General features: G+C 37.4%; 22 protein-coding genes. All 22 read right to left on the reverse strand.

Going from position 1 to position 22368, the window contains the following annotated elements:
• Nucleotides 1-186: 186 nt before the first annotated feature.
• The 22 genes from ISU02_RS02555 to ISU02_RS02660 all read right to left on the reverse strand — a co-directional run bounded on the left by ISU02_RS02555 (nucleotide 187) and on the right by ISU02_RS02660 (nucleotide 22280).
• Nucleotides 187-1890: an aminotransferase class V-fold PLP-dependent enzyme gene (locus ISU02_RS02555; RefSeq protein ID WP_194700204.1), complete on the reverse strand. Its 1704-nt coding sequence runs from the start codon at nucleotides 1888-1890 to the stop codon at nucleotides 187-189.
• A 196-nt stretch (nucleotides 1891-2086) separates the two neighbouring features.
• Complete coding sequence (locus tag ISU02_RS02560) at nucleotides 2087-3697, reverse strand: Lcl domain-containing protein (protein WP_207736148.1); 1611 nt, start codon at nucleotides 3695-3697, stop codon at nucleotides 2087-2089.
• A 119-nt stretch (nucleotides 3698-3816) separates the two neighbouring features.
• Nucleotides 3817-4461 carry a chloramphenicol acetyltransferase gene (locus tag ISU02_RS02565; RefSeq protein WP_194700205.1) on the reverse strand — a complete coding sequence of 215 codons (645 nt, stop codon included), beginning with the start codon at nucleotides 4459-4461 and terminating at the stop codon, nucleotides 3817-3819.
• 94 nt (nucleotides 4462-4555) lie between these two features.
• Nucleotides 4556-5131 carry a GrpB family protein gene (locus ISU02_RS02570; RefSeq protein ID WP_194700206.1) on the reverse strand — a complete coding sequence of 192 codons (576 nt, stop codon included), beginning with the start codon at nucleotides 5129-5131 and terminating at the stop codon, nucleotides 4556-4558.
• A gap of 17 nt (nucleotides 5132-5148) precedes the next feature.
• The gene (locus ISU02_RS02575; protein WP_194700207.1) at nucleotides 5149-5817 is read right to left on the reverse strand and encodes an HAD family hydrolase; all 669 of its coding nucleotides are present in this window, start codon (nucleotides 5815-5817) and stop codon (nucleotides 5149-5151) included.
• A gap of 52 nt (nucleotides 5818-5869) precedes the next feature.
• Nucleotides 5870-6448: a GNAT family N-acetyltransferase gene (locus ISU02_RS02580; RefSeq protein WP_194700208.1), complete on the reverse strand. Its 579-nt coding sequence runs from the start codon at nucleotides 6446-6448 to the stop codon at nucleotides 5870-5872.
• A 67-nt stretch (nucleotides 6449-6515) separates the two neighbouring features.
• The gene (locus ISU02_RS02585) at nucleotides 6516-7025 is read right to left on the reverse strand and encodes a hypothetical protein (protein WP_194700209.1); all 510 of its coding nucleotides are present in this window, start codon (nucleotides 7023-7025) and stop codon (nucleotides 6516-6518) included.
• Nucleotides 7022-7585, reverse strand: a complete 564-nt coding sequence (locus tag ISU02_RS02590) for a hypothetical protein (RefSeq protein WP_194700210.1) — start codon at nucleotides 7583-7585, stop codon at nucleotides 7022-7024. Before ISU02_RS02590 ends, ISU02_RS02585 begins: the two co-directional genes overlap by 4 nt.
• Before the next feature lie 27 nt (nucleotides 7586-7612).
• Nucleotides 7613-8416: a lipid II flippase Amj family protein gene (locus tag ISU02_RS02595; protein ID WP_194700211.1), complete on the reverse strand. Its 804-nt coding sequence runs from the start codon at nucleotides 8414-8416 to the stop codon at nucleotides 7613-7615.
• Nucleotides 8417-8810: 394 nt separating this feature from the next.
• Nucleotides 8811-9731, reverse strand: a complete 921-nt coding sequence (locus ISU02_RS02600) for an ABC transporter permease (protein ID WP_194700212.1) — start codon at nucleotides 9729-9731, stop codon at nucleotides 8811-8813.
• Nucleotides 9715-10779, reverse strand: coding sequence for an ABC transporter permease (locus tag ISU02_RS02605; RefSeq protein ID WP_194700213.1), 1065 nt, complete (start codon nucleotides 10777-10779; stop codon nucleotides 9715-9717). The genes ISU02_RS02600 and ISU02_RS02605 overlap by 17 nt, the downstream gene beginning before the upstream one ends.
• Nucleotides 10772-12331, reverse strand: coding sequence for an ABC transporter ATP-binding protein (locus ISU02_RS02610; RefSeq protein ID WP_194700214.1), 1560 nt, complete (start codon nucleotides 12329-12331; stop codon nucleotides 10772-10774). The genes ISU02_RS02605 and ISU02_RS02610 overlap by 8 nt, the downstream gene beginning before the upstream one ends.
• A gap of 54 nt (nucleotides 12332-12385) precedes the next feature.
• Entirely contained in the window at nucleotides 12386-13543 is a 1158-nt protein-coding gene (locus ISU02_RS02615) for a BMP family ABC transporter substrate-binding protein (RefSeq protein ID WP_194700215.1), read from the reverse strand.
• A gap of 71 nt (nucleotides 13544-13614) precedes the next feature.
• The gene (locus ISU02_RS02620; RefSeq protein WP_194700216.1) at nucleotides 13615-14517 is read right to left on the reverse strand and encodes a nucleoside hydrolase; all 903 of its coding nucleotides are present in this window, start codon (nucleotides 14515-14517) and stop codon (nucleotides 13615-13617) included.
• A 194-nt stretch (nucleotides 14518-14711) separates the two neighbouring features.
• Nucleotides 14712-15401: a Crp/Fnr family transcriptional regulator gene (locus ISU02_RS02625; RefSeq protein ID WP_207736149.1), complete on the reverse strand. Its 690-nt coding sequence runs from the start codon at nucleotides 15399-15401 to the stop codon at nucleotides 14712-14714.
• Nucleotides 15402-15474: 73 nt separating this feature from the next.
• Entirely contained in the window at nucleotides 15475-15873 is a 399-nt protein-coding gene (locus tag ISU02_RS02630) for a VOC family protein (protein WP_194700218.1), read from the reverse strand.
• Nucleotides 15874-15944: 71 nt separating this feature from the next.
• Nucleotides 15945-17231: a DHHW family protein gene (locus ISU02_RS02635; protein ID WP_194700219.1), complete on the reverse strand. Its 1287-nt coding sequence runs from the start codon at nucleotides 17229-17231 to the stop codon at nucleotides 15945-15947.
• 67 nt (nucleotides 17232-17298) lie between these two features.
• Nucleotides 17299-18717 carry an MBOAT family O-acyltransferase gene (locus ISU02_RS02640; protein ID WP_194700220.1) on the reverse strand — a complete coding sequence of 473 codons (1419 nt, stop codon included), beginning with the start codon at nucleotides 18715-18717 and terminating at the stop codon, nucleotides 17299-17301.
• 165 nt (nucleotides 18718-18882) lie between these two features.
• Nucleotides 18883-19434 (reverse strand): hypothetical protein, encoded by a 552-nt coding sequence (locus ISU02_RS02645; protein WP_194700221.1) that lies wholly within the window; start codon nucleotides 19432-19434, stop codon nucleotides 18883-18885.
• Nucleotides 19435-19468: 34 nt separating this feature from the next.
• A complete protein-coding gene (locus tag ISU02_RS02650) occupies nucleotides 19469-20155 on the reverse strand; it encodes an epoxyqueuosine reductase (protein ID WP_194700222.1) in 687 nt (228 codons plus the stop codon).
• A gap of 24 nt (nucleotides 20156-20179) precedes the next feature.
• A complete protein-coding gene (locus ISU02_RS02655) occupies nucleotides 20180-21637 on the reverse strand; it encodes a hypothetical protein (protein ID WP_207736150.1) in 1458 nt (485 codons plus the stop codon).
• A gap of 1 nt (nucleotide 21638) precedes the next feature.
• Nucleotides 21639-22280: a hypothetical protein gene (locus tag ISU02_RS02660; protein ID WP_194700224.1), complete on the reverse strand. Its 642-nt coding sequence runs from the start codon at nucleotides 22278-22280 to the stop codon at nucleotides 21639-21641.
• Nucleotides 22281-22368 lie beyond the last annotated feature (88 nt).

Here is a 22368-nt window from a genome sequence, read left to right on the forward strand (position 1 = left end):
TTGCATACAACAACATTTGAGCCATCTCCGATGTCTCAAAACGATTTTCGCTGACGCTGTTTGAGGTTGAACATTCCTCAGCACAGCTTTCGGCTCAAATCTTATTGTTTTAATAAAAAATCGCTGAAATGTCTGATATTTTAGCGACTTATAAGGATTCAATTTGAATAAGATAAGTTGATCTATTTATAATTTTGCAGTATAGAACCAAGCTATTTTAGGTAATGCGTCTTTTGCATATAATTCAGTTCTAATTTTGCCTTTATCTTTAGATTTACTCTCAGATAATTGCTTTGCCTTTCTGATATAGCGGCGATACGTTTCCGCTTTTGGGAGCGATTTGATACGCTTTTTAAGGACTGGCATATATGCAGCAAAAATGGCATCCACTAAATTTATTGAAGCTTTTTCTGTTTCAAATGAAACATGACGCCATTCACCTGTTACACAGGATGCTTCATAATCCGCTAGAAATGTATGCCCTTGCTTTGCGATGAATTCAATGGCTTCAAGAATATAATTGACTGTTTCTTCTGGCATAGAATAGTGCAATGATATTCGAACCCAACCCGGTTTCATGATATTGATTTGCGCATCAAGGGCCTCTTTATAAAGCGTCACTTCATCCTCATCAAAAGCTAAAAGCTTAATGCCATAAGGACCTGCACAAGAACAACCTGCACGAGCTTGTATGCCAAAGAGATCACTGAGTAAGGTACAAATGAAACTTGGATGTAAGTAACCGTCACGATGCTTGACATTGAAAGAAAAGATAGGTAGACGATTATCACTGGACTTTGGTCCATATAGATCAATATTTTCCATTTGACTGAGTTTTTCATATGCCAATTGACAGTAATATTCTTCGATTTCTTTTATGAGATCAGCTTGTGCTAAAGCCTTTAGTTCAAATGCGAGACTTGCCCGGATCATTTGAATTACACCTGGTGTCCCCGCCTCTTCTCTACCTTCTGGTGAAAGTATATATTTGTGATCATCGTGTGTGACATAGTCCACAATCCCACCACCAAGTGTACTCGGTGGTTGAGTATCATCATAAATAGAACCGTTAATGATCAATAAACCACAGGCACCTGGGCCTCCAAGAAATTTGTGCATGGACAGATAGATACCATCAAAATAACACTGTTCATCCTTTTGCATATCGATCTCAACATATGGCCCAGCAGTTGCAAAATCAAAGAATACGAGACCATTTGCCTCATGCATGATCTTGGCGATTTTATAACATGGTGTGAGGATGCCCGTAACGTTAGAAGCAGCTGAGAACGAACCGATTTTTCGTCTAGAAGCGTATTGTGGCAAATTGACCTTGTTTTGCAAGTCATTTAAATCAAAGTGACCCTCAGAGGTAAGCCCTATTTTAACGATTTCTGCAAAGCCCTCTCTAAAAGGCAACTCATTTGAATGATGTTCATATGAAGAGATGAAGACGACGGGTTTATAAGTATTTTCAAAGGCTTCAACGGTGTGGATGAGATGTTGATGCTCAGAATGCTCATCTATAAATGTTTTTAAAGCTTTCTCATATTTATAATTACGCGTCAATCCGAGTAATTTCATGAGATGATTAATAGCGCCTGTACTACCGTTTCCCGTAGCGATAATAATATCTTCTGCTCTCGCATTGACTTCTATTTTGATTTTATTTTTGGCCTCTTTATAAAGAGTTGTGGTCTCTCGACCGACATAACTGTTTTCAGTGTGAGTGTTGCCATAGCTTGCCAAAAGTTTTTCCATGCAACGCTCAATAAATCTAACACCTCTTCCTGATGCAGTGTAGTCAGCATATGTTATAAATCGCTTCCCATAAGGGCCTTTAAACTTGTCCGTTTCGCCAATGATTTCTTTTCTTAAAAAATTATTCATGGTCTTCTCTCCTAGATATTTGATAATACTAGGATAATGCATCTATGTGAAGTGACTGTGAAGTATTCGCACAACAAGATTCTTCATCACATTCTTTGCTACTCATTTTTAGGATAATGCATCTAGTGAATTACTGATTATATAAAAAAACGCTTAAGTCAAATGAATAGACTATAAGCGTTTTAGTAAACTTACTTTATTGATTTACATTTCTCACGGCAAGCACATGGTTATAAACATATCTGACATCACCTTGCGGTCCGAAATATTGCGGGTAATCTGATGCATTACCTGATTTAGGATCACTTCTAACAGCACCACAGCCGTGTACATCCATCAATGTATTGTTCATTTTGCCCTGAGCTTCTCCAAAGGCCACATATGCCGCACTACTTGAGATGTTTTTGCCATCTTGATGCGTTGTGCTTGTCCAGTAAAAACCAAAGTTAGATTTGCCATTTGGATCTTTAATAGGTGTCAATGTAAAAAGATCATCAATTGCTGGGGTTCCAGTTGTCTGAACACTCTTTGTATAATCGACTATACTTTGAAGTTCTTTGACATTTGGCAGTCTCCAATCTTCATAACCCGCAAGACTGAGATTTTCAGCATAACTTAAAGCCTCTTCCCAATCTCTTGTAGCACCGTCATCAGCCATTTGCCACATCAGTCCTGTGGCCAAATCAGTTATAGTGCCATCACCATTATCGATGAAGTTATTTTTGCCATAGGCCTCATTGCCTCTTACGAGTCTAAAATAGCCTATATTATCATCACCATTCCTTTTTGTCAAAGGATAGCCTTTAATTCTACCATCTATAAAATTTACACCGAAGACCGTTTCATTGTGATTCATGGTAAGACCAACATACTTGGTACTAGACCATTCTTGTGCATCGATTTCTCTTTCACCAATACTTGTATCCCCAAGGGGTTGATCAAAATATTGTGTGTCTATATAAAGCACATCTGCGACTTCGCCACCTGATTTACCCGTGTATTGTATTAACGAAAACAGTTCTTTGATGGTTGGTAATCGCCAATCGCTATAGCCTGCTAGTTGACTTGCATTGGCGTATTTTACAGCATCATCGTAAGACATTTTAGAAGCCATCGTCTGTTGCCACATCAGTCCAGTGACAAGATCAGTGACTGTGCCATCGTGGTTATCGGTATAACTTGGTTGATTGCCTTCATAATTGCCATCTTGACCATAAAAAGCGTCACCGACATTAACTTGGTTTAAAATAGCTTTATCTGAATAGAGTGTATTCTCACCGGTGTCTACTATTTTATACGTTAAATCAGTTGAGACAGTATTTGTACTTGTACTTGGATTTGTATTTGTATTTGGAATTGTATCGGTATAGATGGATGCGATATAATTAGCGCTATCCCATGTGACATTGGCACCTGTGCTCTCTGCAATAAATCTCAAAGGGACCATCGTTCTACCATTTTCGATGAAAGGTGCAGCGTCGAGCATGATCTTCTTGCCATTCACAAAGCCCTCATTTGAACCAATGGTCAAAACAATTTCAAGATTGTCCTTTTTCGCTGTTACGCTTTGAGTTGAAGCATCCCAAGTCACTTTCATATCCAATGCTGTAAATATAGCACTTACTGGCACCATTGTTCTACCATTTGCGATGACTGGTTCAGTATCAAACTCTATCTTTTCACCGTTATAAATAACTTTCACCACATGATCATTTGTGGTTGCAAAAGCAGTTGCAAAAGCAGTTGGTATACAACTCCCAATCACTAATGTTGCAATTAATAAATAAATACCTAACCTCTTTTTCATATGTTTCACACCTTTCTAGTTTTTATATGCAAATTATAAGCATGTTGTGTGAAGTCCATGTGAAATGATTGAACGCGGCGTCCTTATTTATTTTTAAAAATACAGTTGCTTAATACAAATTATAAACAAAGGGATTCTTCAGGATGGTCAAGCATTTCTTGAATAATTTCGTAAAATTTGCCCACATGTATGCCATCCATGAGTATATGATTAACTTGTACAGAGAGAGGCATTTTCAATAGATCCTGCTCTTTAAAATACTTTCCAAAAGCAATTCTAGGGATGGAATCCACTGATTTTATATTTATGGGATGCGATAAACTTGTGAAAGAGACCCAGGGCATACTGGTGATATAGAGCATGTCATCTCTTTCTTGCTCATTTACGAGATTTATAGTATTTTTTAATGCTTCAACTCTGTCGTTTACTGCTGCAGTGAAGGCTTCGAGATTTTCTGAATAAGATACGGCACAAAAACTAAATACTTCAGGCTGCCCCATTATTATAAATGAAGGATGTACAATATCATGTTCTATGATTTCATCTCCTCTGAGCCTGTACCTAAATTCGGGGATTTCATTGGCAGCTTTTGTGGTTATATAGATCATTGTGGTATAAAAAGAGAGTGACTTTGATTTAATATATGCATAGAATTTTGTGATATCCACATTTGCGCATATATTAAAATGTGGATAGTCCATTGTTCTAAAAAATTCATACTGAGCTTTTCTTGGCCATGTGTCTATATCTATTTTTGTTTCCATTGGCATCAACTCCCTACATGTTTTCAGTTCAAATTATTTTTTTGGCTCAAATTAAAGATTCATCTATTCAAGCATCTAATATACTCAACTGCATTTATTTTTCTTTACCGTACAACTCACGTGCTTTTTTTGTAAAGTGTGCTATAAATTCAGTTTTAGCTTCAGTATAACCCTCTCGATCATGTTTATAAGAAGATAAAAGGTCTTGTTTTAAATAGCCATATGCATTTGCGACCTCTGGATGATCTATTAAGTAATCTCGAAAATAAAGTTCATCCCAATCACCTGCACTTCGCATATGTAGATGATAGACTTTTTCTGCAAAACCATCTTTTGTATAGCCTTTATTGAAAACATAACTTAAATAAGGTGTCATCTGAGTATTCATTAAAGTCCAGCCATTCTGGCACAGGATTTTTGAGATTTCAGACATTGCTGTGTCAGGGGTTATCTCCAATAAAATATCCACAGTGGGTTTAGATAAAAGCCCTTTGACGGCACTGCTGCCAATATGACTGATACGTGAGATTTCTTTTCTTGAAAGAAAACTTCGAATATTGGATTCTTCTTCATCATACCATTGTTTATAATTTTCATTATGTTCTTTTAAGATGATTGGAAATAATGTCCATAATTCTTCTAAGGACATTTGTGATAATTCTTTACTCATATAGGATCCTCCATACTTTATAGATGCTTAAGCATCGTTTCAAAATCTCTTAACGTTGCGCCATGCTTTCTGTCTAAATGAAAGCCCAATATCCCCAGCTCATTAGCAGTATTTACATTCTCAACTTTGTCATCAATGAAAAGGCACTCATGACCTTGCTTTTTGATTTTGTTCAGTGTGATCTCAAATAATTTGGGATCGGGTTTAGCACATTTTTCATAGGAGGATATAATTACCTCACTAAAGTATTTTCTGAGGTCTAAGAGATCAAAGGCCCAGTCTAAAGAAGCTGTCGCATTGGAAAGTACGACTAGATTGTATTGCATTTTTAATCTTTCCAAAACATCAACGGTTTCGTCATAGAGTTCATACTGAAAGGTATCAAAAGCAAGCAAAAAGAGCTTATCTCTCAATTCAAAATTCCCTGGATCTATGGACTCAACAATTTTTGAATAGCGCTGAGTCAACCACTCTTTCTCATCAGACCATGAAACAATTTTGTCCGCTTCATTACAATAGATATTGTCAATCTCTTTAGCTCTTTCAAGGGCTATATCGATCTTGGTTTGATCATAGCCCATAGAAAGCAAAACTCGATTGACAATTGAATTTCTAAATGCTTTTATTTGAAATAATACGCCTCCTGCATCGAAAATAATTGTATCCCTACTGTTTATCTGTGTCATATTTAAACCCTTTCCTATTTGAATTTTAAATGTATTATTTAACGCTCTAACTCTATTTAGAGATAATAATCGATTCTCTATGATATGCCTCTTTAATAATAGCGTACATATTGCAATCTTCATAGCCTTGATTGCTTCTATACTTTTGTTTTGCAGAGCCCTCAAATTGCATACCTACATTCGACATGACCTTCCCTGATGCAGGATTTTGGATTGCATGGTATGATTCTATTCTATTAAACCCTATTGTGTTAAAAGCATATTCTATAACGGCCTGTAATGCGTGACTCGCAATACCTTTGCCCCAAAATGCTCTTCCGATGCAATAGCCGACATCACCGCAAGCATCGAATTCATTTACGGCAAATAAGTTAATGGAACCCACCAACGTATTCGTCTCTTTTAAGACGATTCCCCAGAGATAAAAGTTTTCTCTTTTATAAAGCTCTAGCCAAGAGTTAATGATCTGTTTTGTTTCCGCCACTTGGCGATGAAATGGCCATCTCATATATCGGCTGATCTCCTCATCACTTGCCCAGTTATTAAACATGGCATCTGCATCTTCCATGGTAAAGCGTCTCAGAATAATTCTGTTCGTTTCTAATTCAACAGTGCCTTGATTTTTAATCATGATTGTTTTCCCCTTTCGTGTGAGCTTTCCCATATTACTTATCAAAATCGCCTCTATAAAAGTATCATTAATGACTCAAAGTTTTAATAACATAGTCCGTTATGGTATTGAGCGCTTTTTCAGTGACTAGCGTTTTTCCTTTTTTCATGGTACATAAGCCCGTAATCTTTGTTTTAATAGTGCCTTCAACACGACCTTGTAATAGTGGTTTTTCTGTGATCCCATCTTCTGGTTCATCCGACGACGTCGTAAAAGTACAGGTGTACTGCATTGTAAAATCCTTGTATAACGGCATAAAATAGTTGCCCTCATAAATATAGGGATCAATTTTAGCAGTGATCACCATTGGTTCTTGTCCGTCACTTACAATTGTATGCTTATGGATAATCTCATTGTCGTATTCAAAATTGATTTGGTAGCTCTTCTGTTCACTTGTTTTACCAAATGAGCCCATTTGATCTCCTTGTGTCTGAACCATATACCAATTAAGGTCTATAAAACCTGCAAGTCTCAGAACCATAACTAGGAGTAAGATAATGAGTAGATACATGGATAAACGCTTTTTATTCGTTTTCACCTTTCTTCACCATCTTCACCTTCTTCTATATCATTTAGACCAGCGGTTTTTAACTTTTTAATACTGTTAATAATACCCTTTGAGCCCAGTGTGAGCCAAATACCAAAGATGGATTTCAACAGGGCTGTGATCAATTGACTGTGATAAGCAACGCTGACCTTATCGAGTGAATTCATCGTGTATTTCTGTAATGCGACGATTTGATAAAGGGCACTGATTAAATCTGGCACTGCGTCACTAATGATTAGGAGGCCTGCTACAGAAAAAGCAACATATTGAACTTTTTGATAATCGAGTTCTTCCTTAGAAGCCTCAATTTGAATTTTACCAATCATATGATCTGCTATTTTATCAGCAAAAATCCAGAGGCAGATACCAAGTAGAAAGGTTAGCAACATGGTAGCTATGGGGAGGAAGAGTGAATAATTCTCGATGATATTACTTTGATTTAAATGGTTTACAACTGTTATGACAGCACCAACAATATATGAAAAGTTACTCAGAATAAAGAATAGAGCAATTAATCTAATGCCTATTTTACTTAATAATTTATAACGCATAATTTTTCTCCTTTAGAATGGGATGACTTAGAGTATCTCAGTAGCTATTGTGGCGATCACATAGGCAGCTGGTAAAAGTAATATTTGAGCTAAAAGTGTGCCCAAAACGCGCCCAAAGACCATAAATGTGATGGTGCGTCTAAACTCTCCCTCTGTTGTCTTACCTTCAATCACTGCATCTGTCATGATGGATAAATGAGGATCGATAAAAACGAAGAGGATAATTGTTGATAGACCTGTTATAACTGAGCTGAGTGTACTCGCAGTAGTTCTAAACTCAGGTGCCAACACCCCTGCGTAGAGCGCAGACAAGACTCCCACAGAAAGCAACGCAACTGCAAGCATATTTAGAATTGTAATTCTTATGGGCAAATGGCTTGCTGTTTTGATTTGCTTGATATTATTGATCGAGGGCGCTTTAATATTTTCTTTAAATTGACGAATACCCGCTTTTGAAAATCCGTACAAGAGCAATCGAGGGATTGATTTGCAAATGTTGAAAGTATTCACTGCTTTGGAGTACATTCTTTGGAATGTCGGTATAAAAACAGCAGCAAATAAGGTGCCCAGTGTGGCTGCAAATAATATGTATCTAAAATAGAGGATCAATTCCACAGTTGCCCCACTCTTTATACTGGACTCAACAGTCTTAGCTAACAGAGGGGCCTGAATCGTATTAGATGTCCTTGCAACCAGTACCACCAAATTAAACAGTGCAAAAGATATGGCGATTTTGCCTGTTCTGACGCCCACGATTCTGACGGAATAGGCCAGCGTGTTGATAAAGTGAATAATGATGGTTAACAATATGACGATTGTAATTTGTGTCACGGAGGTACCTTCTTTCGTGTTTGATAGTATTTAATATGATCTGTAACGTATCCACAATGATTTTATTTTCTTCAACATTATAAAAATCCCTATTATTTTTATGTCTAGGCAGTTTTTCTGACATAATGATTATACCATTTTATGAATAACAAAAAAGTCTAAACGTATAGATTTAAGACTTTTTTATTAAAACAAGAAGATTTGAGCCAAAAGCGGCGCCGGCGAAAATCATTTTGTAGCATCGGAGATAGCTCAAATGCTGTAAAATGCTGTCAAATGCTGTTTAAATCATTCGTCTTTCTTAAGCATAGGGTTTGCGATAAAGCAAAAGGCTTTATCCAAAACAGAATGGATAAAACCTTCATTTATTTAGAAAAAACAAGAGAACTTACATCTAAGCAATTTTTTTTGATTTTCGATAAATTCTAACTGAGAATATAGTGATGCCAATCAATGTGGCGAAATATGGAATCGTTTTTACCAGATCCGATGAATACCCCATGGATGCCAGTGCATTGGATAATGCATCGGCAATGCCAAATAGAAATGAAGTCAGTGCAGATCCTAAAACAGTTTGTCTTCCCATAGATTCAGCCGCAAGTGCAATCCATCCTCTACCACTGATCATATCACGTGAGAACCATGAAACATAGCCCATAGACATAAATGCGCCTCCAAAGCCACACATGAGTCCACTGAATAAAATTGCAATCGCCTGTATCTTAGTCACGTTAATGCCTACAGATTCCGCGGCTTCCTTTTTCTCCCCCACAGCTCTAATGTGAAAACCCAAGGCGGTTTTCTTGAGTAAGTAATACGTGAAGAGTACTGCTAAAAGTGAAAGGTAAGTTAGAATATTATGGCCGGAGATAATGTGACCGACAATAGGTAGATCCTGAATGATCGGTATGTTAATCGTGGGCAGTACTTTACTTGCCAAGGAAATACTCGTGCCTTTATCGTGAGCAACAAGGTAAAGAAAAAATATTGTACCGCCACTTGCCAAGCTGTTGATGGCAATACCGCCAAGGATGATATTGGTTTTGTAGTGCAAAGTAAAAAAAGCAAGGAGTCCCGAGAATGCAACAGCCATTACAAGTGCCATGATCAAACCAATAAGTGCACTTTGACTGAGATAACTAAAAAACATACCTGAGAATGCGGCAATTAGCATCAAACCTTCAAGTGAAATATTGGGTACCCCTGCTACGTCCGATACGACTGCTCCCATTGAAGCAAAAAGCAAAGGTGTCGTTACACGAAATATGGAATATATAAAATCACTCGTGGAGATTAAATCAAGAAGCGACTTCATGGTTAACCTCCTTTACATCTTTTTCTATCCATCTCTGTCTGTATTTTTTGAGAAGTTTTTCAGCAGAAATTAAGAGAATAATCAAACTCTGCAAAATGGCAATCATTTCAGTTGGGACATCTGCTGATCGGTTTACTAAGTCTGCACCGACTCTCAAATAGCCCACAAACAAAGAGGCACCAACCACACCAAAAGGATTGTTATTGGCGAGCATCGCAATCATACAACCGTCAAAACCATAGCCCGGTAAACCGGTCCACTCAAAACGTCTATGAAGGCCTAAACACTCAACCATACCACCGACACCGGCAATGGCGCCTGCGAGCACATGAACCATAATGATGACCTTAGTGACATTGATACCCGAATACTGTGCAAATTTTGGATTGGTTCCTGTAACTCTGATTTCATAGCCGCTTCTCGTCTTATAGATATAGACATACACCAAAGCGGCACATAAAAGTGCAATTAAGAACCCCGCATGGACTCTTGTACCTTTTAAGATCACAGGCAATAATGCATCAGAATTATACTTGTAAGATACCAGATTGGCAACACTTGGATCGCGTAAAATATTGTTTAAAATGTAGCTGCCTATCCCTAATACGATACTGTTCATCATGAGAGATGTGACCATTTCGTTGGCATTATATTTTGCTCTGAGAATACCGGGAACCAACATCACGGCAGTCCCCGCTATAGCGCTTGCTGTAAAACAGGCAAGGGGTAATAAGATAGGCGGTAATTTCAACCAGATTGCAAGTATGGAACCTATAATACCCGAGAAATAGAATACCCCTTCTCCACCTAGATTAAAGAGCCCTGTTCTAAACAGAAGAGAAATGGACAGACCAGAAAAAATCAACGGAATTGCCGCTTCAATGATATTGCCAATATAGCGCTTTGAAGTCAAAGGTTTCAATAAGAAAATTTGGATCGACTCAAAGGGATTTTTGCTCACCATGACAATGATGATAAAGGCAACCAAGATTGCTGCAACCATTGAAAACAATGTTCTAATAATATTAAAGGACTTTTCTCTATTCATCTCTATTAACCGCCTTTGCAATTTGTTCTGGCGTATGTCTTTCTATTCCAAGCATATGGATGCCCAATTGTTCTTCGTTAAGGCCTTCTGTATGATCATAATAGGCCACAATTTCACCTTCATACATTACGGCAATGACATCAGAGAGTTTAAGAATCTCGTTTAAATCCGCAGAAACCAACAAGACAGCACATCCCTGATCCCTCAGTTCTATTATTTTCTTGTGTATAATATGAGCGGCGCCTATGTCAACACCTCTTGTGGGTTGTTCGGCAATTAAAATTTGTGGATTGTTCTCACATTCCCTTGCAACGACCACTTTCTGCATATTGCCGCCTGAAAGCATGCCAATAGGTTGAGTCTGCCCCATACAACGGATTTCATAATCCGATATGTTCCGATTGACAAAAGCACTGATTTTCTTAAAATTTAAAAGGCCATGTTTACAAAAATCTTCTGAGTAGATTTGATTGGAAATCATGTTGTCGCTGATGGACTCTTTTACTGCGACGCCCTGATCTAAACGATCTTCTGGAATGTAACCAACTTCTCTTTTTCGGATTTGAGCAATGGTATCTTCTTTGATCGTTTGACCATTAAATGAGATATCGCCGTTTTGAATAGGCATACGTCTCGTCAACATATCGATTAACTCCACTTGACCATTGCCTTGCACGCCAGCGATTCCAAAAATCATGCCGCCTTTAACACCGAAGTTAATTTCTTTGAGTAATTGTACCTGTTCTTGATCCTTATAGGTGATGTGGTCAACACTTATTTTATTGGTGCTATAGTGATGTGCGTTCTTCTTTATAGAAATATCCATCTCACAACCCATGATAAAATTAGAAATTTCTTTTTCTGAAACATCAGACGCATTGTAAGTTCCAACTGTTTTGCCACTTCTTATGACCGTGATGCGATCAGATATTAGCTTAATTTCTGGAATCTTGTGAGAAATAAAGACAATCGTATGTCCTTGTGCCTTTAGATGCATCAATTCCTTAAAAAGTTGTTCCGTTTCCTGTGGTGCAAGAACTGCTGTGGGTTCGTCGAGAATTAATATTTCTGCACCACGTGCAAGGGCTTTTAAGATCTCAACCTTTTGCTTTACCCCAACTGGGAGCTTCTTGGTGATCTCTTTAGGATCTACGATCAAATTGTATTTTTTACTCAATGCCTCCGTAAACTGAATGGATTTTTCTTCGTTGACAAACAGTCTTTTTTTCATCTCCATGCCTAACACAATATTCTGTGCGACGGAAAAAGATTCAACCAACATAAAATGCTGATGGACCATTCCAATACCATTTTTTATGGCTTCTTTTGAATCCGAGAACTGGACCTGCTTGCCGTTTAAAATGATTTCTCCACGGGATGGCGCTTCCATCCCGAAGAGAATTTTCATCAATGTTGTTTTACCAGAACCATTTTCACCCACGAGTGAATGAATCTCACCTTTTTTTAGATTAAAGGAGACATTCGAGTTCGCTACGACGCCGTTTCCATATATTTTTGAAATGTTGTTCATTTCTAAAATGTAATTGCTCATATATCCACCTTAATCTTTAACGATCATACAATTTAGCTACTATACAATATGAATCTAAGGACGTACAGCATCTCTGATTGTATTGACTTGTTCAGTGGTTAGCCCTGCTGTATCCGTTATTGTAGCTTCTCCATTTACAACTTTTGCTTGAAGTTCACTCACTGTATTTCGATCGGATTCACTTAAAAGTTTTTGATAGAATTCATTATTTGCAATGCCAACGGCGCCATCTTTAAGGCCATAGAAGCCTTTTGTGCCATACGCAACATCATCAGCCATAGCTTTTTTTACAATCATTAGAGCCGTTTGAGGAATATTCTTGATTGCAGAAGTGATGATGACATTAGCCATATCCGGTTGTGCTTCTTTCAATGCCTCAGCTTGATCTGAATCCACACCAATTGCAAATTTTTCTTTGGCAACAGCTGCATCGATAACGCCCAGGCCGGATTGTCCTGCTGCTGCAAATATAACAGAAACGCCTGAATTATAAAGCAATAGGCCATTTTCTTTACCTTTAGCTGTATCTGTGAAGCTGCCCACATATGAAGCCGCCACTTTAATATCTGGATTTATTTGTTGAGCACCTTCAATATAGCCTACCAAAAATTCATTGATGCCTGGTATATCCATGCCACCCACGAAACCAATTGTATTTTCACCAAGTTCTTTTGCCTTTAATGCTGCAACGGCACCACTGAGATAACACATTTCATTGTTTTTAGGTGAGATGATGTAGACATTCGCTGGTATCTCTTCCATTGTATCATCTAAATTGATAAATTTCTGCTCAGGGTATTCTTCAGCTATTTGAGTCAATGCATCGTCACCATTGCTTGACACCGTTAAAATAAGATCATAATTTTTTTCACATAAATCGACATAAGCGGAATAGTATTTAGAAGAATCAGAGCCACTTTCCACATAGTCAACTTGGATTCCTAGTTCAGATTTTAGCAATTCAATTGAATTAAAAGCAGCATCGAAAAATGATTTGTCCCCTAAGTTACCTGGTATCATCAATGCAACTTTATAGTCTGAAGTATCATTTTCAGTGTTGGTATTTGTGGCATTAGTACTTTCTTCACTTTTATTGCTTTCAGTGTTTTGAGCATTTTGAGTGTCATTCGTATTTGGTTGCGATGAACATCCTGTGAAAAATACCCCCATCATTAGACTCATAGCAAGCAATAGTGCAAACGCTTTTTTCATAATTTAGTCCTCCCTTTTTTCTTATACGCTTTAATTGGCATAATCTTTTTATATACTTCAAAGTATTTTATTTATGAAATCCTTTTTATGACAAGATCTCTGAATTTGGCTTCATCCATTTTAGTGGCGTAGCGAAAATTCCGATCCGTCTTGGAATGAATTTCATAAGCATTTACTTTAAATACAATGGCGCCCCGTGTACTCGTCCCAGAAAGCTCAATGGTGAAGTCACTTTGTTTTAATTCAACAATCGATGGATCAATTAAATAGGCGATTAAAAGCACATCGTGAAATGTGACGGGATAGCCTGTCTTTTCTTTAAATATTTCTATCCCATTACGATAATACATCATGCGTTCACTCTTATTAGAAAAGAGTGAATCTAACAATTCCTCTTGTATAAGACAATATTTGGTGACATCCAGTCCAAACATGGTTAATGACTCTGAAAAATCCATTACAATCCTTGCGGCTTCAGGATCACATAATAGATTCCATTCAGGTGCACTACTTGTGAACATACCTCCCATGGCAATAATTTGGACATTTTTCATAATTTCTGGTGCCCTATGAAAGGCTAACCCTAGATTGGTCATGGCACCCATTGCCACGATAATTAATTCAGGGTTATCTCTAACCGATTGAATGATAAAATCAACGGCATCTATATCTGTTTTAGGATTATAGTGAACGCCTTTATTTAAAATTTCATATTGAATAGGTGATTCTTCATGTACGGGTCTTTCAATAAGTGGTGTGCCATAACCTGCATATATGGGGATGTCAGTTCTGCCGTATTGCTTACATAAATCCATCACCATTTCTGCTCTTTTATATGTGTTCTGATAGACTGTGGTAATCCCCATGATTTCGAGTTCGGGTGAATTCAGTGCCATGATTATAGCAGCGGCATCATCTACATCATCACCTAAATCGGTGTCTATTAAAATCGTCTTTGTATTTTTTTTAGTCATCCTTATGCTCCTAACCCCTATAGAAAATTGGTGTGGTTTTCTGAATTCTTTGTGTTGTTTTTCTGAATTCATTATAAAGAGTGAATCAATTTCATGTAAAGGACACATGACCTTTTCCTGAAATATAATTTAAAATAAAAACAAGGCCGCATTTTGAGCGTTGCCTTGTTTTTTTGTTCTTGTCTTCGTCTTCATCAGCTCCAAAGATTTTTGAGAAGGAGCTTATATTTTTCATCTGTAATAATCATCTTTTTATTCTTAGATGCAATTTCTTCTAATGCCTTTAATTTTTGAATGCTTCTCCCCACTGTGCGAATGCTCACACCAATATTTTTGGCAATATCTTCATATTGTGCTTCAATAACAACGCGTTTGCCTTCGTCTTTATGTGTGTCATAATAGTGGATCAGGTAGTATCTAAGCCTATTCAATCCATCAAGGTAATAAAAGATGCCATCATCACCTGAGCGCTTATATAAATCCTCAGCAATCAGCGTGATACATCGGCGCAACATTTCTTGATTGGTCATGACAAAATCATAGACCACAGCTGATTCCACTCTTAGGGCGACAAGCTCTGTAACACTGATAACTGTCGCTACATAACTGTTTTTCTTGGCAAATACCTCAAGCATGCCAACATTGCCATTGCTTTTATCAATTTGAAAGTAGTTGTATTCATTGCCATCTGTGTAGTGCTTGGTTCCAAGCGCAGTACCTGACTTAATAAAATAGAGATATTTTGGAAAATCTCCTCTTGTCACAATAAAGGATTTTGGTGCATATGTGATCCATGTGCCCATATCAACAATTTCTTTTGGCAATATGGATAAATTAAACGTGGATTCATTTTCGTATTTGGCCCATTCACTTGTGAGATTCATCGTCTCATCCTTCCTACTAATTGCCTTTTTCATTTGTTTTTATATTTGCTTTATCTTTTTATCAGATGTCCTTTTAAAGGCCGGAATTGCTTCTGATTTCAACGATAGTGCCTTCAGGAGCCTTTATTTTGAACAGCTTGCCACCTTTTACTTCATAGATGTCTTGTCCTTCTTTTTTTTGAAATCGATCAAACCCAAGTTTTTTAATTCGATGGTATTCAGAATCGATATCTTCTGTTGAGAGCGCAAAGTGCACGATGCCCTTGCTGTTTTTGTTGTAATCACTCAGCGCTTCACCTATTTTATGTGTTTGAAGCTCAATCATAACACCAGAAAGTTCCAACCAAGAATTAAAGGCTCTCATATGAAAGTTTGGCGTTTCTTGAATCAATTTAAACCCTAAAATAGTCATATAAAACTGCTTTGAAGCTTCATAGCAATCCGTTTGAATACAAATATGGTGCATTTTCATATCTTTATGCCTCCTATAGTGAATCGATTATTATGCCACCTATTACACATGTCCATATAGAGCCCTTTGAGCTAATTAAAGATCTCACCAAGCAATTCATTATAGCCGTTGAATCTGTTAATAAGAGCATAGTTGAGGAACAGCACCCGGTCTACCTTTTGCTCACGAACAAAATCAATTAGATTGCCCTCCCAAAGTCTAGGATCAATCACATAGATGTCTTTAAAGTCGGCTGTTAAATAAGGGATAAAAGCATTTGCGTAAGAGTCTTTAATCACGAGCAATTTATCGTTAGAACAAGCATCTTTACTGACGATTTGAATCAGAGCGTGATCTCCTTTTAAAAAAACAGCGTACTCATCTTCAGGTGTACTGTAGAGCTCACTTACCACAGGATTGGGTTCTCCTATCAGGTCACTGCCAAAATAGAAAACAGCAGATTGTGCCGATTTAGGCACATTGACATTTACAATATCTGGCGTAGACCTCAGAACTTCACTTTGAGTGACTCTATATAAACTGCCAAGGTAATTCGATAATTCATAGTGCACGTCTGTCTGATAAGGTTCCAGTGCCAACTCAGTATCTGATTCACTTTTTAATGCTTTTTTATAAATTTCATAGGCATAAAAAGCGCCAAGCTGAGTCCAATGGTGGTCCGTTCGAAAGTAGATATATTCATTGGCATGGTCATTTAAAGTCTCTAGAACATCTATCGGATTGACATTCACAAGTTGCTTATAGGCTTCGTTGATGGTTTCAGACTGGGAATACGTGAGTGCCTTTACTTCTGGATCATCTAGAAACTCTATTTGTGTTGGCACTAACATGGCATCCACGGCAACCGTTTCGGGTAATTTGCTTTTAAATGCATTAAGTGTTTGAGCATAAAGGGATATGGCATCTGGATTATAAATGTTGAGCTCATAAGCTGTGTTATCCATAATGAGCACAGAGCCCATCTCAACTGTGTTCACAAGATCTTCCTCTACACCATCTGATTCTGGCATTTGCTTAGAAGCATTTTCGGAAACCGAATCGTTATGGGTGTTCGTTTGTTGTTTCCAATCTGAAGCAACATTGATCCCCTCTGTATCTATAATGGACATTTTATTTGAAAAGCCCTTTAATGAATCCATTTGGGCAGACAGAGATAAAAACGAAGTTCGCCAAGGGAAATCATCAGAGTAGATGGTTTCAATATCATCAAACAATGAACGATCTGCAATGGAATCCCAAAGACTCGATCTGCTATTTATCGCATTGAGCATTAGAGCACCATTGTTTGAAAAACTCATGATATTAAAAACAAGGATAAATATTAAGAAAAATAGAGCTGGAAAATAAAATCTTTTCATTGGAATTCCTTTCAAAAGACTTAAGTTTATAAAGACAACGCCAGCACAGGCCATTAAAATCTAACCCCTAAAATCTAAAATAGATAAAGGGATTATAAGACTGTCCAAGGATAAGTGCCGTGGAAATCGTCAAAACTGCTAAAACAAAAACGCCTTTTAACACATCACTCAACAATAACGGTATAAAACTAGAAGTACTTAACTTATGCTGAGCTTTTTCATACAAGTGTTTAGAAATTGGCATACAGAAGATAATCGCAAGCAAAAGAAATGCTGCATTGGATTTAATTCGAAGGAGATCAGTAGCTTGAAAGAGCTCTACACCGCTCATACCAAGCATGGTTTTCATATAGGCGAGGCCTTGGCTCAGATCTGTATAATAGAAAAGCACCCAACCCAATAAAACAGCACCTATTAGGTAAATATGATTTATAAATCGGGGAATTCTATCCAGTATTCTAAGCAAAAATTGTTTCTCTAGGACGATAAGAACACCATAATAAAGGCCCCATAAAACGAAATTCCAACTCGCACCATGCCAAAGTCCTGTTAAAAACCACACTGTTGCAAGATTAAATAAACGTCTTTTTCGGTTGCCGCCCATGGGAATATAGACATAGTCTCTAAAAAATGAACCCAGTGATATATGCCAACGCCTCCAAAACTCCGTTGCAGATCGAGAGACATAAGGATAATTAAAGTTTTCTTTATAAGTAAATCCAAACATGTGCCCCAGCCCTATGGCCATATCTGAATAGCCTGAAAAATCAAAGTAAATTTGAATGGCAAACAATAAGATGCCAAGCCAAGACCCCATCACGGTGAGATTTGAAAAGGACTGATCCAAGTACACTCTGGCCAAATCCCCTGCAGTGTTAGCGATGATCACTTTCTTACCAAGGCCTATAATAAACCTTAGCACACCCTTGTTGAATCTTTCCCATGATAAAACGCGAACTTCAATTTCTTTGGCAATATCTTTATAGCGGACAATGGGACCAGCCACAAGTTGGTGGAAAAGTGATACGAACAGTAAAAAACTTAAAAAGCTCTTCTGTGCTTTTACCTCACCTCTGTAGACGTCTACTGTGTAAGAAAGCGTTTGAAATGTATAGAAAGATATGCCTATGGGCAAGCTAAATGAAGGTGCTATATAGTTGAGATTAAAAACAGCATTTAGCGATTGAGTGAAAAAAGCACTGTATTTAAATATACTGAGAAGGCCTAAATTAATTACAAGTGATGAGAGGAGTACCAATCTTTTTTGCCATTGTTTATTGGTATTTTCTATGACGCGGCCATGTATGTAATCAACTGTAGCACTTAAAATTAAAAGAGACACCCAAATGGGCTCACCCCAAGCGTAAAAAAACAATGAAAAAATAACGAGTACAACATCCTTTAACTTTTGCTTAGGCATCAAGTAATAAAATACAAGACATACTGGTAAGAATGCAAATAAAAAGAACAAGTTTGAAAATACCACGATTGCCCTCCTGGGAATTTACTATTGATTGAATGTGAAAAAGAGCACATAACCTCTAGATTATACACTAAAACCAAAAATATTAAAATAATGAAAGATTATTTTTAACCAAAATGGCTCACAAGTCATCTAATAGAACTCCAGAGATATTATAACGGTTCTTGTTTACCAACCCAAATAAGATATGTCGTCAATAGTGCCTTCGGTGAAACTGATTTTGAGTGTTTTCCCAGAAGTGAGTTTCCAAAGATAACTGGTACTAATTGCTTTAGAGTTTTCATCATAATAGGACTTGCCAAATTCTATAGATGTTCCAAGCGCATCCATCACCTCTTCAAATGTCGTATAACCGTTCATTTTGATGGTGGACTCATTTTCGATAATATGAGGGGATTCTTGTATGGACATGACGATCATTTTGTAAACGGCTTTATCCTCTTTTAGGACAACTTTAATGGTACCGTAGGGAAAGTTCCAAACTGAAAATAACCCCCAGTCATCTACAGTGCCTTTTTTGCCTAATTTTGTTTCAAGTTGAGCTCGTGTATCTTCTAAATCGAGTTCTAAGTATTTTTGATAAAGTTTGGAATTTGATATTTCATCAAGAGACATTTCCATGCCTAAAGTAGCTTTTATACATAAACGCGATTCTAAATTGGTGTATAATATTATCCCTGCAATAATGACAACGATAACGGCTGCAATTGTTTTCTTCATTTTCCCCCCTGATTTCAATTAGAAATTGCTATTTTCAAATTTTGATATATCTTCTTGTGTAAGGGCAGATGTTGATACATTGACCGCATATGGTGGATTCGATATTTTCAAGATCACATTTTTTTCTAGCTTCTTTTCGACAGGCTTTGGCGTCATAGTAGGCTTCTCGTTCCATCCCTAAATGCCAGTTAATCCCCTTAACCGCTTTCCCTTCACATACATCTGTACACAATGTGCAATTGCCGCACTTGGATTCATTTATCGGGGTTGCAGTCGATAATTTTAAGTTCGTAAGAACGGAGGTTAAACGCACCGCTGAACCATAATCTTTTGTTATAAGCAATGCACATTTACCGATCCAGCCCATCCCTGCTCTTGTGGCCACTGTTTTATGCGGTAAATCAGTGCGTAGACTTTCGTTGGAAGCGACAGTGGTCGTTGTCTTCGCTATAGCCTCATAGCCCATAGCTTTAATTTTTTCAGATACCTGCAATGCAATTTGATCTAATTCAGCATTTAATCGCTTGTACTCTTTATAGTAGTTCTGATTTGGACCGCTTGCTATATAACGCACAATTTCAGGATCAATTGCCTTCGCAATACTTATACCATAGTTTAAGTGCTGGCGATGTTCACCTGGAATTTCCGATAAATCTGCAAAGCCCACTTGGTCTGCACCGAGCTCAAGAATATATTTTTTAAAATCGTTTTCTAAATTCATTAGATCTAACCACCTTTCTTTTAGTTAATCAGCTTTACTAAAGGGTTCTACATTTTCCTTCTCGATCTCTATCTCGCCGGTGCCATATAAACCTAAAAAATATGAATCTTCTGTCTCAGAAAGTATTTCGCCCCATAAACCGTTAGGAAAATTTTGAGCCCACTCTGGTTCGAATTCTGGTTTTATTAAAACTTCAACGCCAATATTGCTTTTTAAATCTTCATAGAAGCCCAAATTAGATTTTTTGACCCACCCCTTATCAAGTCGATTAGCATCTATTGGTTTATTCGCCTCAATATAAAACCAATCTTCATAAGCATCACGAACCTTCACGGCCTTTCCAACTTGAAAGTGATTGACAGCAATGCTGTTGTGTTCAGGCGTTATGAAAACAGTAGCCTCTTTGACTATATACATTTCAGAGGGCTCAATGGAACTTGCCCCTGCTTCACCTGGTGATTCAAGAGTCCATGTGGGTACGACACCCTCAATAGAAATGCGTGTGAGATAATCGTTTTCTTTATTTAAAATTCTAAGCTGATCACTATTATGGATTGCAAATCTATTTAATAAACAGATAGGGCCATATGCGGGTTTGCCGAGCATTAGAATGCCCTCGTCAGCTTCAATATGATAATCTGAAAACAACTCGATATCAAAATTGCCTTCTCGCAATTTTATCAAGTGTTCTGAAGATACTTTTTTGTTTTCGGATGTACTCGCTTTAGAGTTTAAAACTGCGGTTTCTGGATCACTTGATATCGCTTGATCTTGCGAGGGCATACTATAGACAATATTTTCATCTTCTTTATCCTTAACGTCTTGGCCAATGTATTTTTTAATGCAATTAATTTTGCCATCATCAATGTTTTTTACAGAAAAAAGATATTGGTCAGTTCCCCTTAAGATGACTTCAGTTTCCTCTGTAAACACATTTTGAATAACAATGTCAGTGGTATATTGAGGATCAACAATCGCATCTAAAGTAATTGCTTCATTTTCCTTGGGATAGACGATTTGATCAGAGTCAAGCCAAAACAACTGGTTGTCGTATTCAAAAGATTTTATAGGGGTTATGGAATCGGTCGCATATAAAGTGCCAATTCTACTGACAAATGTGCCGCTATCTAAAATATAGTATCGACTGTCAGGTGACCAGTACGTTTCACATAGCGCCCCATTTGCAATTGTTTGTTCTGTCTTTTGATCAAGATCATATAGAAATGCCGTTCTATCTCCTGTTTGACTGTCCATGAGCAGGATACTTGCAAGCTTAGAATCAGGAGAAATGCTACAATCAAAGACTGTGAGAGTTGAAACGACTGCATCGGTTTGTGACTGTGTTATTTGCTCTTGAAGTACATTGTATTTCATTTCTGATTCGGATAGTTGTTTTTGGAGCTTTGCAATTTCTTCATCATTGCTACAACTTGATAATAATATGATCATAAGCAACAAAAAAAATATTGTTTTCATTTTCATATCAATCACCTTGGGTAAATGTCTTTTGAAGATTAAAGTGCTTGAGCACGTTTTTATACATTTTATCAATACTACTTTTCCCGTCTGTTACAGTGACTTTATAACCCAATTGAGCGGCGGTTTGATTGGCAATTTCAGCGAACCTAATATCTCTCTGCATCCAATTTGAAAATGCAGTTTGAGAATCACTGCATTCGCGTAAATAATGCGATACCCACGGACGTTCCTTATATTTTTCAACTTGAAACTCGGCGGATGGCACTATGCAAATATAGTTTTCTTTTGAGATTTTTATGGATGCCATATTTTGTGGCAACAAAGCAGCACCCTCCACAACTAATCCCGCAGAGGATGGTAATTTGTCAATGTCATTCATAACGATCTCAAAGGCTTCTTCGTAGAACTTAAATTCGTCCTCTACTTGTTCAGCAACAGGTCTTAACCATGTTTCATCGATACTCAAAGTGGCCATTTTGCCAATGGTAGGTTTACCCATAGTCGCGCCAAGCTTCATATATCGCTCAAGATGATCATCACATTTGTAATAGGTAAATCCAAAGTCTTTTACCAGTTTTTCAGCTATTGTGCTCTTTCCACTACATGGCGAACCACCGATCCAGTATGTGTTTCTATGTAAACTCATGATAACCTCCTCTAATTTAGCTTTTGATCTGTCAGTCTGCGTCTGATGTGTTGAATCGTGTATCTATATAGATTTGCTTCTATTTGAT

The sequence above is a fragment of the Fusibacter ferrireducens genome (assembly GCF_015352425.1).
Lineage (GTDB): Bacteria > Bacillota > Clostridia > Peptostreptococcales > Acidaminobacteraceae > Fusibacter_A > Fusibacter_A ferrireducens.

Coding starts and splice junctions, on each gene's coding strand:
- ISU02_RS02555 (WP_194700204.1), bottom strand. CDS start 1,890: ATGAATAATTTTTTAAGAAAAGAAATCATTGGCGAAACGGACAAGTTT.
- ISU02_RS02560 (WP_207736148.1), bottom strand. CDS start 3,697: ATGAAAAAGAGGTTAGGTATTTATTTATTAATTGCAACATTAGTGATT.
- ISU02_RS02565 (WP_194700205.1), bottom strand. CDS start 4,461: ATGGAAACAAAAATAGATATAGACACATGGCCAAGAAAAGCTCAGTAT.
- ISU02_RS02570 (WP_194700206.1), bottom strand. CDS start 5,131: ATGAGTAAAGAATTATCACAAATGTCCTTAGAAGAATTATGGACATTA.
- ISU02_RS02575 (WP_194700207.1), bottom strand. CDS start 5,817: ATGACACAGATAAACAGTAGGGATACAATTATTTTCGATGCAGGAGGC.
- ISU02_RS02580 (WP_194700208.1), bottom strand. CDS start 6,448: ATGATTAAAAATCAAGGCACTGTTGAATTAGAAACGAACAGAATTATT.
- ISU02_RS02590 (WP_194700210.1), bottom strand. CDS start 7,585: ATGCGTTATAAATTATTAAGTAAAATAGGCATTAGATTAATTGCTCTA.
- ISU02_RS02600 (WP_194700212.1), bottom strand. CDS start 9,731: ATGAAGTCGCTTCTTGATTTAATCTCCACGAGTGATTTTATATATTCC.
- ISU02_RS02605 (WP_194700213.1), bottom strand. CDS start 10,779: ATGAATAGAGAAAAGTCCTTTAATATTATTAGAACATTGTTTTCAATG.
- ISU02_RS02610 (WP_194700214.1), bottom strand. CDS start 12,331: ATGAGCAATTACATTTTAGAAATGAACAACATTTCAAAAATATATGGA.
- ISU02_RS02615 (WP_194700215.1), bottom strand. CDS start 13,543: ATGAAAAAAGCGTTTGCACTATTGCTTGCTATGAGTCTAATGATGGGG.
- ISU02_RS02620 (WP_194700216.1), bottom strand. CDS start 14,517: ATGACTAAAAAAAATACAAAGACGATTTTAATAGACACCGATTTAGGT.
- ISU02_RS02625 (WP_207736149.1), bottom strand. CDS start 15,401: ATGAATCTCACAAGTGAATGGGCCAAATACGAAAATGAATCCACGTTT.
- ISU02_RS02630 (WP_194700218.1), bottom strand. CDS start 15,873: ATGAAAATGCACCATATTTGTATTCAAACGGATTGCTATGAAGCTTCA.
- ISU02_RS02635 (WP_194700219.1), bottom strand. CDS start 17,231: ATGAAAAGATTTTATTTTCCAGCTCTATTTTTCTTAATATTTATCCTT.
- ISU02_RS02645 (WP_194700221.1), bottom strand. CDS start 19,434: ATGAAGAAAACAATTGCAGCCGTTATCGTTGTCATTATTGCAGGGATA.
- ISU02_RS02650 (WP_194700222.1), bottom strand. CDS start 20,155: ATGAATTTAGAAAACGATTTTAAAAAATATATTCTTGAGCTCGGTGCA.
- ISU02_RS02655 (WP_207736150.1), bottom strand. CDS start 21,637: ATGAAAATGAAAACAATATTTTTTTTGTTGCTTATGATCATATTATTA.
- ISU02_RS02660 (WP_194700224.1), bottom strand. CDS start 22,280: ATGAGTTTACATAGAAACACATACTGGATCGGTGGTTCGCCATGTAGT.